Here is a 16,062-nt window from a genome sequence, read left to right as displayed (position 1 = left end):
GAAAAAGAATGACTTATAAATTCACAATTGAAAAAGCAAATGCATTTACCAAGGAAAACAGTCAATCCGTGAAAAATCAATTTAAACCAGAAATTCATTTTACAGCTCCAATTGGATGGATTAATGATCCTAATGGCTTTATCTTTTTCAAAGGTGAATATCATCTTTTTTACCAACACTACCCATATGGAACTGAGTGGGGGCCAATGCACTGGGGTCATGCTAAAACAAAAGACTTTTTAACTTGGGAGCATCTTCCAATTGCTCTGGCACCAGATATGCCATATGATAAAGATGGTTGTTTCTCAGGTAGTGCTATTGTTAAAGATGATAAATTGTGGTTGATGTATACAGGAAATATTATTGATGCTGAAAATGGGAATCAGCAGGTTCAAAATATGGCATACTCTACAGATGGTATTACATTCAAAAAACTGGACAAGAACCCAGTTGCCACTGGAGAAATCCTTCCTGATACAATTGTTAAGTCTGATTTTAGGGATCCAAAAGTATTTGAAAAGGATGGTATTTACTATGCAGTTGTAGCTGCACAAGACAAAAAACATGTTGGTAGTATTATACTCTTATCATCATTAAACTTGATTGACTGGTCCTTTGAATCAATTTTTCTCGAGGGACAGAAAAATCAGGGAGTGATGTGGGAATGCCCAGATTACTTCGAAATTGACGGCACGTCATACCTTGTTCTTTCACCGATGCGTTTTCCAAGAGACCAGTTTCATTTTACAAATATTAATTCTTCAGTGATTTTAAAAGGTGAAGTTGATTGGGAAACTAAAACATTTAAGATGGATTCACTGACAGAACTTGATCAAGGACATGACTTTTATGCTCCACAAACATTAGTTGATGAAAAAGGTCGTCGTATTATGATTGCTTGGATGCATACTTGGGGAAGAACCTTACCAACGCATGAACTAAATCATAAATGGGCTGGGCAAATGACTATGCCACGAGAATTGCATCCCTTTGAGAATGGAATTAAGCAGGCATTTCTTGTAGAGGTAGTTGAAAATCTCCCAACTTTACCTTTAAATCAGGCAGTAGAGACAGCTGGAAAATTAGTCACAAATCCTTCATCTTCGATACACTATCGACTTGGTGAAGAGGGTGATGCTATTCACTTCGGCTATGATCAAGAAGAAGATATTGTTTATATCAATCGTTCTGAACAAGCTCAAGTCATCAAAGGTGAGGAAGAGTGGCCAATTGACTTGAAAGCATCAAAAATTAAGGCTGATAAATTAACAGTCATCATTGATAAAAATGCAATTGAAATCATTGTAAATGATGGACAAGCAGTTTTAAGTTCAACTTACTATTTGACAAACAGTCAACCAATCCTTGAAGAAACCAAGTCTAAGTGGGTCACAAATTAGTAATGAAGGGAAAGTACTAAGAGATGGCAAATGAATTATATGGAAGTATCGAAGCTGGCGGGACTAAATTTGTTTGTGCTGTTGGTGACAAGCTTTTGAACATTATTGATAGTGTGCAATTTTCAACTGAAGATCCAAAATCAACTCTAACTAAAACAGTTGATTACTTTAAACAATTTACATCTGACTTAAAGGCTATTTCTCTAGCCTCATTTGGGCCAATAGATATTATTAAAGGATCAGAAACCTATGGTTGTATACAAGACACACCAAAGATGGGCTGGTCACATACAGATCTTTTTGGATTCTTAACAGAATCTTTACAAGTTCCCATTCATGTGACAACTGATGTAAACGCATCTGCTCAGGGTGAAATGACACAGCGATCGGACATCAATAGTTTAGTTTATTATACTGTTGGAACAGGTATCGGAGCGGGAGCAATTCAAGCAAGTATGGAAATTGGTCAAATTGGGCATCCCGAAATGGGACATATTCTTGTAGCAAAACATCCAAAGGATCAAGAGTTTGTTGGAATTTGTCCATTTCACAAGGATTGCTTAGAAGGACTGGCTGCTGGACCAAGTCTGGAAGCAAGAACGGGTATTCGTGGGGAAAATATTGCAGAGAATCATTCTGTTTGGGAAATTCAAGCATATTATATTGCACAAGCTCTTTTACAGACTACGTTAACTCTTAGACCTGAAATTATTGTTTTAGGAGGAGGTGTAATGTCACAAAATCATGTTTTACAACTAGTTAGAAAACAATTTAGTAAACTCTTAAATGATTATATTACAGTCCCTCCCTTAGAGGATTATATCGTGACACCAATCATTGAGAATAACGGGAGTGCCACTTTAGGTAATTTTTACCTGGCCAGAAAAATCGATCTTGAAAATAATTAATATTATATTTACTAAATGATATTCAGCTACTAAACAAATCAGAAAACTTACAGTCCTGATTTTATTGAATAAAAAAATAGTCTCCTATAATGTACTGCTCCCTAAAAGTTAGACATAAAATCTAACAATTGGGGGTCAGTACATAAAGAGGCTATTTTTTGTTATTAGTATTTTGTTTTTCTAGTAGTTCTTCGCCAAAGTCCAATAATTTTTTAAAATAGGACTCATCGAGCTGTTCAGAGATCATTTGTAGGTCATGCAAATGACGTTTCGGGAGGGGATAGTTTTGACGATCTGCTAAATCGACCTCCATTAGTTCAGTTAAAGAAACTTTGAAGAGATTAGCAATTTTTCCAAGGATATCTGTTTTTGGAGTATACTTCCCTTTTTCCCATTCACTAATTGAAGAGGAACTTTTACGGCCAAGGTACTCAGCAAGTTCTAATTGTTCCATCTTATTTTTTAATCTAAGATATTTTAAATTTCGAGCAAAGAGACTTTTTTGTCCTGACATTTTTGACCTCCAACTATTTCTAAATCATATCATATCATAAAGCACCTAGAATCGGAAGTTTTTGAAAAAAAATTGTCTGAAAGTATTGACTTCATAAAAACCGAAGTTTATAATATAGATATCATAATTCCTTAATAAATAAAAAGGAGGTCACCAATTGTCACAAACATCTCTCAAATCACTGAGATTGGCTAAAAAATTGACGCAAGAACAGTTAGCCAATAAAACTGATATTTCAGTTAGAACTATTGCCCGCTATGAAAAAGATGTAGCTGTTCTACGAAGAGCTAAGTATGAGAAATTAAAAGCTATTGCCGAAGTCTTATCAGTCACAGTTGATGATATTTTTTTAGGGTAAACTTCGGAATTTATGAATTTGCTTCAATATCTCCTTTCCTAACATAAAAAATAAGGTATCCAAAGGATACCTTATTTTTTAGTTAAATAGATTTTTTTCTAAATCTTCTTTCCAGAATTTGATAGCATCCCAGTTGAGGGCAAAATCAAAGTCTTTTAGATTGATTTGAGCATCAACTTGTTGGTTAGTAATCTTGACCATTAGAACTGTTTCTTCTAGAGTTTCTCCAAAATACCAATAGTAGACTTGATTATCTTGAGCCTGCTCTATATCAGCAAGAATTACTTCTTTAACTTGATCTAAGTTGGCAAAATCTGTATTAAAAATTTTGCCATATTCATGGTCAGACATCAAGTCTGCTTGGTACCAAAAATGAAAGCTATTGCCGTATTTTTCTTTTGCGACTTGTTTCATGTTTCTCTCCTATGTTTCTGTACTTATTTCGGTATCTTTAGTTTAGATGCCTTTAAATCCACTGTCAACTGATAGTCCTCATTATCACGAACTGTGTGTTCAAAGTCAGTTGTGTAAAGAATTAAACGTAGCTGGTCACCTTTTTTTAATTGATAAATACTTGGTTGCAAATCAAATTGAAGGGTCATCCATTGGTCAGGAATAACCTCCTCAATCTGCAAAAGCCCAGATCTATTTTGCAAGTTGATAACCCCTTTAGAAACTACACGGTAGTCCGACTCTTTGAAAGGCAATTCTTTTAGATCTTCACGTGCAAAGTTCTGACCATTATCAATAGTTCTTAGCTCTAAAACACTGGGCAAATCACTATGTCGTTTGGCTTTTCCGTAGTCCAATAGCTGAGCTGATAAAAGTCCCTTATTGACTGAAGATTTAATCTTTAGGTCTAGAGTAACAGGCCCATTTATCAAGAGATCCTCTTCCAATGTCAGATCGATGTGGATTTGATTTGACTTCCCTAAGAATAGACTCGCCTTAAATGCCCTAAAATCTTTACCATATGCTGTGAATTCTTGTTCTGGATAATTATTGTTAATAGTCGCTAAACCGTCTCCCAGTGGTAACTGGAGGCTGTCTGAACCACCAAATAATTCTAAAGTCTTCCAAGTCTGTGCTGCTTTATTATCTTGCCAAATTACTGTTGGCAATTGGTATTCATTTTCAAGGTCCAATAATTTTTGACATAACAAGGCATTCATGCTTTCTTTAAAGTCAATGGATTGCCAGTTGTGTAAATAAACATGTTGTCCTTGATGAAGAAAGAGATGTTTTTTAATCGAAGCAGGAAGAGCGTTGAAAATGTTGTAAACTTGTTTTGGTTTAACATTCCAGTCTTGAAGACCATGTGTATAAACCACATCACAAGTGACCTTGTCAGCATGCGAGAGATAGTTGCGGTTGTGCCAATATTGGTTATAGTCCCCACTGGTACGGTCTAAAGCTTGCGACTGGTCTGCTAACATGGCTTGGTACTTATCTTTTTGACGGAGATAGTCACCAGCCAAGAGGCTTCTGGAGTAAGTTAGTTCTGTCAGTACGTCCAGGTCTTCCCCTGGGTAGCCACCAGGGCTGCAAACCAAACCGTTTTCTCTATAGTAGTCGTACCAAGATGAGATGCCAGCTTCCGCTATGATAACTTTCAAGCCATCAACTCCGGTGGTTGCCAGCCCGGTAGACATGGTCCCCAGATAGGATTTTCCTGTTGTTGCCACTAATCCATTTGACCAGGTGGCAAGGACATAGCTGTCGCGTTTGTGGCTAGCAAAGGCTTTTGCACGGCCATTCAACCAATCAATAACAGCCTTAAAGCTTTCAATTTGAAGGTAATCCCCACTCGTCATAAAGCCATCCGAACCTGCAGTCCCCACGCCAGAGACGTAGATATTAGCAAATCCACGTGTTAAAAAGTAATCATTGAGGGTGTATGAGTCGATATAAGTAAAGCTTTCTTGACTGCCAGTAACTGGAAGTGCCGCATCAGTAGTCGGCATTTTTTCAATTAATTGATTTTTGCAGTGAATTTCATGGGCTTCTTTGACAGCAAGTTCCCCTTCCATTTGGTAGAGCTTCTTGTCATTAGCGACTTCATTTACACCTTGGTGGTATGGACTAGCCGTCATCATGGTTGGAATTTTATGACTCGTTTTGGGTCTAATAATATTGACCTTAATCAAGTCTGTTCTGCCGTCATTATCTGTATCAATTGGTGCTTCAACATAGACAATCTCGCGAATCAAACTGCTAGTGTCAAAAGTAGCTAACGATTTACCGTTGAAGTAGTGGTAATCATTATCCATTGATAGAAAGCCTTGACTAACCAAATAGTCAATCAGAGTCATCCCATTTTTTTGTCTTGTAGCCAATAGCTGGTGCAGATTAACTAGAATTTCATCTGCATTGTAGGTAATTGGGAAGTCCAGTTGACTGAGGAATTGGTCTAAGACAGTGAAATCCACTCCAGGAACGAATTCAAGGAGTTGTAGTGTCACATAATAAAAAATCTCTGCAGTTAGCACCGCATCTGACTGGAAAAAGCTTAATAAATCAGTGTCTTGATCAGCAAGTAAGAGTGAAAAAGCATAATCTTTATCAGGCTGATGAAGATAGCAAGTGGATACGAATGACTGAAGAGCTTCTTTGTTAGTCATTTCTTTGGTGATTGTAAAGCCTAATGCAGTGAGTTCAGAATAGGCTTGGTCATTTGTAACTGGTATATAAGAAAATTGATTATACTTCATAAAATTTAGTCTACCTCCAAGTAAACGTTTTAATTTGTTGGATGAACTTTACATTGTCTATTATACTTGATAAAATGGTACTTGTCTAAATTAATAAAAATCTGGAGGATTTTAAAAAAAATGGAAATTACATGGGCTGTGAAGTACATCACAGAATTTCTTGCAACTGCTTTACTATTGATTCTTGGTAATGGTTCTGTTGCAAATGTTGACTTAAAAGGAACTAAAGGACATAATTCAGGTTGGATTATCATTGCCTTTGGTTATGGATTTGGGGTTATGATGCCAGCATTGATGTTTGGTAACGTTTCTGGTAACCACATTAACCCAGCCTTCACTATTGCACTTGCGGTATCAGGATTTTTCCCTTGGGCACATGTTGCACCTTATATCATTGCACAATTGCTCGGTGCTATCTTTGGTCAATTAGTTGTTGTTGGTGTTTATGGTCCATATTTCCGTAAAACTGAAAATCCAAATCCAATTTTAGGATCATTCTCAACTATCTCTGCACTTGATGATGGTTCGGTTGAAAGTCGTAAACCTTCAATCATTAATGGTTTTGCAAACGAGTTTGCTGGTTCATTTATCCTTTTCTTCGGAGCTATGGCTTTGACTAAAAACTTCTTTGGTTCAGAATTAGTTGGTAAATTAGTAGCTGCTGGTTATGATAAAGCAGCTGCTGAAACACAAGTGGCACCATTTACTTCAGGCTCACTTGCTGTAGCTCATATGGGTATTGGTTTCTTAGTTATGACTTTAGTAGCCTCACTAGGCGGACCTACTGGTCCTGGACTTAACCCTGCACGTGACTTAGGTCCTCGTATTGTTCACCATTTCTTACCTAAATCAGTTTTAGGTCAAGCAAAAGGTGATTCAAAATGGTGGTATGCATGGGTTCCGGTTTTATCTCCAATCCTTGCAGGTATTGTTGCGGTAGCATTATTCAAATACCTATACATCAAATAATAAGCAAAAGAAGACAAACATTGTCTTCTTTTTTTGTTAATTAACGCAAAACTAGAACTGCTTAGCAGTTCTAGTTTTTTGATTATATGACAATTTATGACTCAATTTCAACTAGTCCTTGGATTTTTTCTTGTCTCCTAGAGGCAATTGATGAGCGGATTAACATAATCCCTGTAAAGATAACAATTAGGACAACTAGTTTTTTTAGATTATTGATATCAAGGTTTGTTAGGAAAAAGACGGCAATTAAAACGCCAATCACACCACCAATGACGATACCAGCAAAGCCTGTCCAAGAAACGCGGTTACCTTTAATAAATTGTCGGCTTGATGCAGTCATAATCATGGCAGCGTCTAGCATCATGACGGGCATGGCCACTGCTGGGCTTAGTCCCATCAAAGAGAAGAAAATTAGCTCAGGGGCGTAGTTTCCAAGTCCCATAGTCATTAGGACTCCAATTGTAAAATTAAAAGCTATCCCAACATAGAGCCAGATACCATGGAGACCATGGAGTGAATGTACGATGTCAGAGCCAGGGTTGGTAATCATTCTAAAAGTCATAATTAAGGATGCTAGGATGAGTAAGCATCCTAAGATGGCCTGAACTGTCGGTGTATGCCAGTTCTTGGTGATTTTTGTGCCGAAGTAGGCTCCTAGGAAGGCTGCGCCAGCCATTGAGACCAAAGTCAATACTTCGACTTTAACGACAAAGATAAAGCAGAGGGACTGAATTAGGACGGGAATGACGTGTGCGGCAGTCATGGTACCTGGAAGTTTGCTGTCATCTTCAACCAATTTAGTCATTTTAAAGAGGGAGGTCGTTGTCGCAAATGAGCCGATGCCAAGTGTATCCAGTGCATCTGTAATAAGGCCAATCCAAAATCCGGTGAAGAATCGTTTAGAGGGATTAATCTGATGTTCTTTAAGATGACGAACAAGTGTGACAGAAATAAAAAGAATTGCTAGAACTAGCAAAACTTGAATTAGGTGGAGAATTAAGTTTTCATTCATAAATAATAGTTTACAAAAAAAAGTCCCTGCGGTCAATTGGCTAATTAGCGCATAATTTCTTGTCAAATAACCATTTTTTGTCTATAATAACAGAGGATTAGGAGGATTTCATGACATTATTAAAGAATGTAAGCTTTATTACTCCGGTAGTTAGAGTCAATAATCGTCAAGTTAATATCGATTTTTACAAACAAAGTTTAGGAATGCGTTTGGTTTCTGAAGAAAATGCCATTGCTATTTTTTCATCATATGGACAAGGCAAGGAACGTTTTGTCATTGAAGAGTCACCATCAGTTCGCACACGTGCGGTCGTTGGAACTAAGAAACTGAACACTATTGTAATTAAAACCAGTGATGCTAATGCGATTCAAAGCCTTTTGGCAAATGGTGCAAGCGTTGATAATTTATTTAAAGGAACAAATGGCTACGCCTTTGAGACAGTTTCCCCAGAAGGAGACCGTTATTTGTTGCACTCTGAAGATGATATCAGCCAATTAGAAGTTGCTGACATGCCAGAATTAACAGCAGATGACAACTTTAAAGGCCTACCAGATTTCTCCTTTGAAACAATTGTCATCAATGTACCAAATGAAGAAAAAGCTAAAGCTTTTTATCAAGATACTTTCCAAGGACAATTACCAATTGATATCCAATTCATGGCAGCAGAAGGACCAGATTTGGAAATTGAGCCACAAATTGCTTGGGATCTAGAAATCATTGAAATGGCCGTGCCAGTTGAAATGGACTTGGCAGCTTATAAAGAAGAACTGGAAGCAAAAGGACTAGAAGTTTATCTTGATAAAAAAGAAAAAATTCTAGTGGTCAGTGATTTAAGTAAGATTGAATTATGGTTTACAAAATGAGAAAAAAGCTGTTGCAATTAATTGAACAACAGATTCAAGACAAAGAATATCATGGGGCTACTTTAGCCCTTTTTGAACAGGGAAAATGGCAAGAGTACTACATTGGTACCACCGATGGGAAATGTCCTGTCAAGCCTGGCTTAGTCTACGATTTAGCCAGTGTTTCCAAGGTTGTCGGCGTCGGAACTATTTGTATTTTTATGATTAATAGCGGAGCTTTGGACTTAGATGCTTCTTTAACCAAGTATTATCCTAGTTTTCATGATGATCGGGTGACGCTGCGCCAGCTATTAACTCATACCAGCGGACTGGATCCCTACATCCCTAACCGAGACCAACTGGATGCTGTTCAATTAAAAGAAGCCATGAATCAGTTGACAGTTACTTCTGATAAGACATTTCATTATACAGATGTGAACTTCTTATTACTTGGCTTTATGTTGCAAGAAGTGACAGGTAAAAGTTTGGATCAACTCTTTACAGAAGAAGTTTTTGAACCTTTTGGGATGACCAAAACGACTTTCGGACCAAGAACAGAAGCTGTTCCAACAGTTAATGGAGTAAATGATGGCTTTGTTCATGATCCTAAAGCCAAAGTCTTAGAAAATCATGCAGGATCTGCTGGACTCTTTTCTACTGTTAAGAATTTAGAATTATTTTTGAATCATTATATGGAAGATGACTTTGCTCAAAATCTTTTTCAAAATTATAGCCAACAAGTTAAAGAACGGTCAATTGCATGGCGACTTGAAAAAAATAATTGGTTAGACCATACAGGCTATACTGGACCCTTCATTATGTTCAATGATCGTAAACAAGCTGCTGTTTTTTTAACTAATAGAACTTATGACAAAGATGACCGAGCGCATTGGATTAGTCAACGTGACATATTAATGCAAGCTATTAAAGACAGTTTTAAATAAGCCTCCCTAGTTAGGAAGGCTTATTTTTTTGTTGAGGTTCTAAACCATTAATACTGAAGATATGATAGGTTTGAAAACAAATGAAGAAAAAATTACAGCCCAAATAGACATTGATTGGTTTAAAGGGTGGGAGGAAGAAAGCTAAAATGGAAATGAGACACACAAGAAGGTTTTTCCATTGATTTTTGATGTTAAGCAACATAAGTTTGCCAGTTTCTTGAAATGTGGTAAATTTCTTTTTGGGATCAATAGTACAGAGGTAAAGCATGAGATAATAAAAATTAACTATTATTTGAAGAAAAGTTATGGCTTGATATGGTATGGATAGCCATCTGCCAATCATGACATTAAGACCAATAATTAGTATACATGACAGAAGTGCACGAGTTGAATTTTTCATATGTAAGTTCCTTAATAAGAGATTATGGTTCTATTTTACAAAATCTAAGTAGTTTAAAACGAAATTGATCCTGAAAAGTTTTATATGAGCCTAAACTGTTATAAATACGCTCATCCCTTTATATGAGAGGGATTTTTTTGTAAGATTACAAAAAATAATAATTAAAAACAGCAAACGATATTGACATTTAAGATTAATGTTAATATAATTTATTAAAAGAAAACGCTTGCGTAAAATTGCATAATTTAGGAGGAGCTATTGAAAAAAAGAATTTTATTGTTAGGCCAGCTGTTAGTGCTTGCTACATCTCCATCAATGGTATTTGCAGAGAACAAATCTATTGGTCCAGTTAATTCGAAGGATACTATCTATCAAATTATTACTGATAGATTTGTGGATGGAGACAAAACAAATAACGTACTTTCTGATAAGAATAAACACTTATTTGATGGTCAAGGAAAAGATCTAAAAAAATTTCAAGGAGGAGATTGGAAAGGGATAATAAATAAAATTGACTATCTGAAAGGCATGGGAATTACAGCAGTCTGGATTTCAGCACCATACGAAAATCGTGATGATGAGATAAAAGATTTTAAAGAAAATGGCGGCTATGATTCCTGGACAAGTTTTCATGGTTATCATGTTAGAAATTATTATGCTACAAATAAACACTTTGGAACTTTAAATGAATTTAAAGAGTTGAGAGATAAACTTCATGAAAATAATATAAAACTTGTTATCGATTTTGTAACGAATCATACAAGTCGTGGTCATAACCCAACTAAAAATAATGAGAATGAGGATGGAAAATTATACGAGCCAGATAAGTTGCCAAATGGTACTTATGCTATAGATAATGATGGTAATCCTTATGACTACAATAAAGATGGCAAGTTAGAAAATCTAATTGCGGATCCGAATAATGATAAAGATGGTTGGTTTCACCATTTTGGGGATCGAGGAAATGATGAAAGTAAATGGGCCTATAGAAATAAAGAACTAGGTTCCCTTTCAGATTTTTCTCAGGAGAATAGCCAAGTGGTCAATTATTTAGAAAAAGCTGTCAATTACTGGACTACTTTTGGAATTGATGGTTTAAGGCATGATGCAACATTACATATGAGTCCATCGTTTGTCAAAGGGTTAAAAGATAGTATTTCTTCAAATGTAACAATTTCGCATTTTGGTGAATTTTTTATAAGTAGACCGTCTTTAAAGTATGATGAATTTGTAAATTTTCCAAAACAAACCGGCGTAAATAATCTTGATTTTGAAATGTTTCGTTCTTTGACGAGTACTTTTGGAGATTTTTCAAAACCGATGAGTGATTTTGGAAATATGTTAGATTATACTGAAAAAAACTATGAATATCCAAATCAAGCTGTGACATTTATTGATAATCATGATGTTACTCGTTTTGGTAAATATCAACCCAATGAAAAAGCTTTCAACGCCGGCTTGGCGGCTTTATTAACATCAAGAGGAATACCGAATATTTATTATGGGACTGAACAACATGTAAAAGTTAATGAGAATAGTGATATTGCTGGCAGGATTTTTATGGAGAAAGAATGTAAGTTTGATACTAACTCCAAACAATACCAATTAATAAATAAAATTTCATCTTTAAGACAATCTAATGATGCTATTGCTTTTGGAAAGACAACTATTGTTAAATCCGATGAAAACACAATTATCTATGAAAGGAAATTCTTTGATGATGTTGTTTTAGTTGCAATAAATCGTCAACCAGATAAAACTTATACCATTAACAATATAATTACCACTCTACCTGATGATACATATCATGACCATTTGAATGGTTTATTAAATGGTGAAAAATTAGAAGTCAAAGAAGGTAAAATTGATTCATTAACATTGAAAGGTGGAGAAGTTGGCATATGGACTTTTAAAAAACAAAATAATAGTGATGCTCATATTGGTGATGTTGTTTCAACAATGGGAAAGGCAGGTGAGAAAATTTATATCTATGGACAAGCATTTGATGGAAGTGTCCAAGTAAAATTCGGTGATAAAGTAGCAAAAGTCATCTCAAAAACATCGAATATTATCGAAACTGTGGTACCTGATGATGTAGCTCCAGGTGTAAATAATATTACAATTGAAAAAAATGGAAAAACATCAAATAGTTTTAGTTACCATGTTCTAACAGACGATCAAAATCAAATTGTCTTTAAAATAAAGGCAGAAACTAGACCAGGAGAGCAAATTTATTTAGTAGGAAATGTCGCAGAATTAGGTAATTGGGATGTTAAAAAATGTACTGAATCGTTGCTTAATCCAAATCATCCAGAATGGTACCTTCCAGTAAGTGTACCTAAAGGAAAAGAAATCGAATTTAAATTTATCAAAAAAGATGGGAATGGGAATATTACATGGGAAGACAAAATTCCTAATAGGAAAGTAAAATCATCTGTAGAAAGTGCTGGTGTTATTGATACGCCGTTGTATGTTTGGAATAAATAGAAAGAGAAAAACATGAAAAAACGAATAATATATACTACCATTGGACTTTGTTCTGTAATTTTATTGTCAGCATGTTCAGCATCAAAAAGTAATGATAATTCAAAGTCGAATAAACAATTAACTGTTGCTGTTGATAAATTATACGTTAAGTACATGAATGATATAAAAAAAGACTTTGAGAAAGAAAATAAAATAAAATTAAATGTAAAAGTTGTTGATCAAAGTGACGTTATTACAAATTTACCAACAGATGGTCCAACTGGGGCAGGTCCAGATGTATTAATGGCACCTTATGATAGAGTTGGTGGCTTATCTACTGATGGACATATTTCTGAAATAAAATTAAAAAATAGTGATCAATATGAAGAAAAGCTAAAACAATTAGTTACAATAGATGGGAAAATTTATGGAGCACCAAATGTAATTGAGACACTTGTTTTATACTACAATAAAGAGTTTTTAAAGGGAGCACCTAAGACTTTTGAAGAATTAGAAGCACTGCAAAATGATCCTAAATACTCATTTGAAACAGAAAAAGGGAAAAATACCGCATTCTTGGCGAACTGGACTAATTTTTATTTTGCATATGGCTTAACAGCCGGTTATGGTGGATACGCATTTGGTGAAAATGGTACAAAAGCAAGTGACATTGGTTTAGCTGCAAATGATTCACAAAAAGCTCTGGAATATGCCAAACAGTGGTATGATACTTGGCCAAAAGGGATGCAAGATACAACAAAAGCTGGAAACTTTGTGAAAGATCAATTCCTTTCTAAAAAGACAGCTGCCATTATTGAAGGTCCGTGGGTAGCCGCGTCATTAAAAGAAGCGAAATTGAACTTTGGAGTATCAGAAATTCCAGTTTTACCAAATGGTAAAAAGTATAGTCCATTCGCAGGTGGAAAAGCTTGGGTTGTTTCAAATTATTCAAAAAATAAGAAAGCATCAGAAAAATTTATTTCATTTGTGACCTCGTTTGAAAATCAAAAGAAATTTTATGATTCTACTCAGGAGATACCTGCAACCACAAAAGCAAGAGAATATGCTTTAGACCAAAAGAATGAATTAACCACAGCTGTTATTAAACAATTTAATTCTTCAAAACCAATGCCAAATATACCTGAGATGGCAGAAGTATGGGGACCATCAGCTACAATGTATTTTGATGCAGTTTCAGGTAAAAAAATACCACAGAATGCAATAAGAGATGCTTTAAAAACAATAAAAGATACTATTGAACAAAAATATGGTAAGAATTAGTCTTTCTTAACTTATAAAGCTGAACATTTCTTTAGAAAAATGTTCAGCTATTTTTTCTCAAATGTATTTAGAAAGGTAACTTATGAAACAAAGTACACTCCATAATGAAAAAATTGCAATTATGCTATCTTTTATACCTGGATTAGGTCAAATTTATAATCATCAGAAGACAAAAGGAATATTGTTTGTCATGATTTTTCTGTTAGAAATTATTGAAATCACTTTTTGGGGTAGTTCAGCAGTATCGGGGCTGATAACACTTGGAAAGGTACCAATGGAAGATCACTCACTATTTTTGCTTATTGAGGGCACAATGCAAATTATTATATTCAGTCTTATGATTTGTTTCCACCTTTATAATCTTCATGATGCAAAAGTTGTAGCAGGTCAATTAAAAATGGGTAAAAAAGTAAGTCAAAATAGAAACGAAATGATTTCTAACCTAGTTGAGAATGGTTTTTCATATCTTTTAGTCATTCCAGCCTATTTATTAATGCTTTTCGTAATTGTGTTTCCTGTTCTGGTAACCATTTTTATCGCCTTTACAAATTATGATTTCAAACATATCCCACCTTATCGATTAATAGAATGGGTAGGTGCCAAAAATTTTATTAATATTCTTCAACTGAGTACTTTTAGAAATGCATTTAGTTCTGTCTTCACATGGACCGTTATTTGGACTTTCTTTGCGACTAGCTTGCAAATTATCATTGGTGTATTCACTGCACTAGTAATGAATCAAAAGTTCGTTAAATTCAAGAGGATATTTGGGGTTATCTTTTTACTACCATGGGCAGTTCCAGCTTTTGTAAGTATTATGAGCTTTAGTAATTTTTTTAACGATTCTATTGGTGCTATGAACTTACAAGTAATACCATTAATTGAAAAGATTTTCCCGTTTTTTAGTTTCGAATTAATACCGTGGAAAACGGATCCTTTTTGGTCTAAAATTGCAATCATATTAATACAAGCTTGGTTGGGTTTTCCTTATATTTATATATTAACGACTGGTATTTTACAATCAATTCCAAATGAATTATATGAAGCTGCAACAGTCGATGGTGTAAATAGAAATCAAAAGTTTTGGAAAATTACTTGTCCTATGATATTAGCAGTTTCATCACCAACTTTTATTACTCAATACACTTTTAATTTTAATAACTTTTCTGTAATTTATTTATTTAATAATGGTGGACCTGGTAGCATTGGTGGAGGTGCAGGTTCAACGGATATATTAATATCATGGATTTATAAACTTACTACTCAAAATTCTCCTCAATTTTCAATGGCATCGGCAGTAACATTAGTTATTTCATTGTTGATTATTATGGTTTCTTTAATTAGCTTTAGAAAATTTAATTCATTTAATATGGGAGGTAACTAATGGCTAAAAATATAAAAAGCTACAAAAGTATTTATAAAAAATTAGTAAGCCAAGGGTTAACTTATCTCTATTTACTATTCTTATCAGTAATAATATTATTTCCAGTAATGGTAACCTTAAGTTCAGCTTTTAGAGCTGGAAATGTTGTATCATTTTCTCTCAATTTACGAGAAAATTATACGCTGTATAATTTCCAAAGGTTATTTTTTGAAACTAACTATATAAAATGGTATTTGAATACCCTAATCATCGCTTGCTCTACAATGTTGATACAAGTACTAATAATTACACTAACTGGTTTTGCCTATAGTCGATATAATTTTATCGGTAAAAAGAAAAGTCTATTATTTTTTCTAGTTATACAAATGGTTCCAACAACAGCATCATTAACAGCTTTCTTTGTTATGGCATGGTTATTTAATGCTTTAAATCAATATTGGTTTTTAATTGCAATCTATGTAGGTGGAGGAATCCCAATGAATACTTGGTTGATGAAAGGGTATTTTGATACGATTCCTTATGATTTAGATGAATCAGCAAAACTTGACGGAGCTGGTCATTTTAAAATATTTTATTCAATTATTCTTCCATTGGTTCGTCCAATGATTGCTGTTCAGGCACTTTGGGCATTTATGGGGCCATTTGGAGATTTTATGTTAGCCAAGTTTCTGCTTAGGTCTCCAGAATACTTTACAATTGCTGTAGGATTGCAGACTTTTATCACTGATCCGAAAAGACAAGAAATTACACTATTTGCAGCAGGTGCTATATTAGTAGCCTTACCAATATCAGTTTTATTTTTTATTCTTCAGAAACATTTCGTTTCAGGTTTGTTGCAAGGTGGAACTAAGGGATAAGTAAATAATGAAATTT

The 16,062-nt window shown here is 34.7% G+C and carries 14 protein-coding genes; 10 read left to right on the top strand and 4 right to left on the bottom strand.

What is annotated here, in order from left to right:
* Window positions 1-8 precede the first annotated feature (8 nt).
* A complete protein-coding gene (locus SPB_RS06410) occupies window positions 9-1,400 on the top strand; it encodes a glycoside hydrolase family 32 protein (RefSeq protein WP_003102530.1) in 1,392 nt (463 codons plus the stop codon).
* A gap of 23 nt (window positions 1,401-1,423) precedes the next feature.
* Window positions 1,424-2,308: a fructokinase ScrK gene (scrK, locus tag SPB_RS06405; protein WP_003103475.1), complete on the top strand. Its 885-nt coding sequence runs from the start codon at window positions 1,424-1,426 to the stop codon at window positions 2,306-2,308.
* 151 nt (window positions 2,309-2,459) lie between these two features.
* Here the strand turns inward: scrK and SPB_RS06400 are convergent, their stop codons facing one another.
* Window positions 2,460-2,822 carry a helix-turn-helix domain-containing protein gene (locus SPB_RS06400; protein WP_003104960.1) on the bottom strand — a complete coding sequence of 121 codons (363 nt, stop codon included), beginning with the start codon at window positions 2,820-2,822 and terminating at the stop codon, window positions 2,460-2,462.
* 157 nt (window positions 2,823-2,979) lie between these two features.
* On the opposite strand from SPB_RS06400, the gene SPB_RS06395 reads away from it, so the two are divergent.
* Window positions 2,980-3,180, top strand: coding sequence for a helix-turn-helix domain-containing protein (locus SPB_RS06395; RefSeq protein ID WP_003102601.1), 201 nt, complete (start codon window positions 2,980-2,982; stop codon window positions 3,178-3,180).
* A 78-nt stretch (window positions 3,181-3,258) separates the two neighbouring features.
* Here SPB_RS06395 and SPB_RS06390 read toward each other — a convergent pair whose 3' ends face one another.
* A complete protein-coding gene (locus SPB_RS06390; RefSeq protein ID WP_003103824.1) occupies window positions 3,259-3,594 on the bottom strand; it encodes a hypothetical protein in 336 nt (111 codons plus the stop codon).
* A gap of 23 nt (window positions 3,595-3,617) precedes the next feature.
* On the bottom strand, window positions 3,618-5,891 hold the full coding sequence (locus tag SPB_RS06385) for a Xaa-Pro dipeptidyl-peptidase (protein WP_003104373.1): 2,274 nt from the start codon (window positions 5,889-5,891) through the stop codon (window positions 3,618-3,620).
* Window positions 5,892-6,011: 120 nt separating this feature from the next.
* Between SPB_RS06385 and gla the strand changes: the two genes are divergently transcribed.
* A complete protein-coding gene (gene gla / locus SPB_RS06380) occupies window positions 6,012-6,860 on the top strand; it encodes an aquaglyceroporin Gla (RefSeq protein WP_003104815.1) in 849 nt (282 codons plus the stop codon).
* 94 nt (window positions 6,861-6,954) lie between these two features.
* Here the strand turns inward: gla and SPB_RS06375 are convergent, their stop codons facing one another.
* Window positions 6,955-7,872 carry a TSUP family transporter gene (locus SPB_RS06375; protein ID WP_003105570.1) on the bottom strand — a complete coding sequence of 306 codons (918 nt, stop codon included), beginning with the start codon at window positions 7,870-7,872 and terminating at the stop codon, window positions 6,955-6,957.
* Between the two features lie 110 nt (window positions 7,873-7,982).
* Here SPB_RS06375 and SPB_RS06370 point away from each other — a divergent pair, with 110 nt between their 5' ends.
* From SPB_RS06370 to SPB_RS06340, 6 genes are all read left to right on the top strand, one after another.
* A complete protein-coding gene (locus SPB_RS06370) occupies window positions 7,983-8,735 on the top strand; it encodes a CppA family protein (protein ID WP_003105403.1) in 753 nt (250 codons plus the stop codon).
* The gene (locus tag SPB_RS06365; RefSeq protein ID WP_037621368.1) at window positions 8,732-9,658 is read left to right on the top strand and encodes a serine hydrolase domain-containing protein; all 927 of its coding nucleotides are present in this window, start codon (window positions 8,732-8,734) and stop codon (window positions 9,656-9,658) included. The genes SPB_RS06370 and SPB_RS06365 overlap by 4 nt, the downstream gene beginning before the upstream one ends.
* A 658-nt stretch (window positions 9,659-10,316) precedes the next feature.
* Window positions 10,317-12,545 (top strand): alpha-amylase family glycosyl hydrolase, encoded by a 2,229-nt coding sequence (locus SPB_RS06355; RefSeq protein ID WP_003104300.1) that lies wholly within the window; start codon window positions 10,317-10,319, stop codon window positions 12,543-12,545.
* A 12-nt stretch (window positions 12,546-12,557) separates the two neighbouring features.
* Window positions 12,558-13,805, top strand: coding sequence for an extracellular solute-binding protein (locus SPB_RS06350; RefSeq protein ID WP_003103162.1), 1,248 nt, complete (start codon window positions 12,558-12,560; stop codon window positions 13,803-13,805).
* A gap of 82 nt (window positions 13,806-13,887) precedes the next feature.
* Window positions 13,888-15,189: a carbohydrate ABC transporter permease gene (locus tag SPB_RS06345; protein WP_003105898.1), complete on the top strand. Its 1,302-nt coding sequence runs from the start codon at window positions 13,888-13,890 to the stop codon at window positions 15,187-15,189.
* Window positions 15,189-16,046, top strand: a complete 858-nt coding sequence (locus SPB_RS06340) for a sugar ABC transporter permease (protein WP_003104855.1) — start codon at window positions 15,189-15,191, stop codon at window positions 16,044-16,046. Before SPB_RS06345 ends, SPB_RS06340 begins: the two co-directional genes overlap by 1 nt.
* Window positions 16,047-16,062: the final 16 nt, after the last annotated feature.

The sequence above is a fragment of the Streptococcus parauberis NCFD 2020 genome, from assembly GCF_000187935.1.
In the GTDB taxonomy this organism is placed as follows: Bacteria; Bacillota; Bacilli; order Lactobacillales; family Streptococcaceae; genus Streptococcus; species Streptococcus parauberis.
The sequence above is the reverse complement of the archived record's forward strand: the minus strand, read 5'-3'. Positions and strand labels throughout refer to the sequence as shown.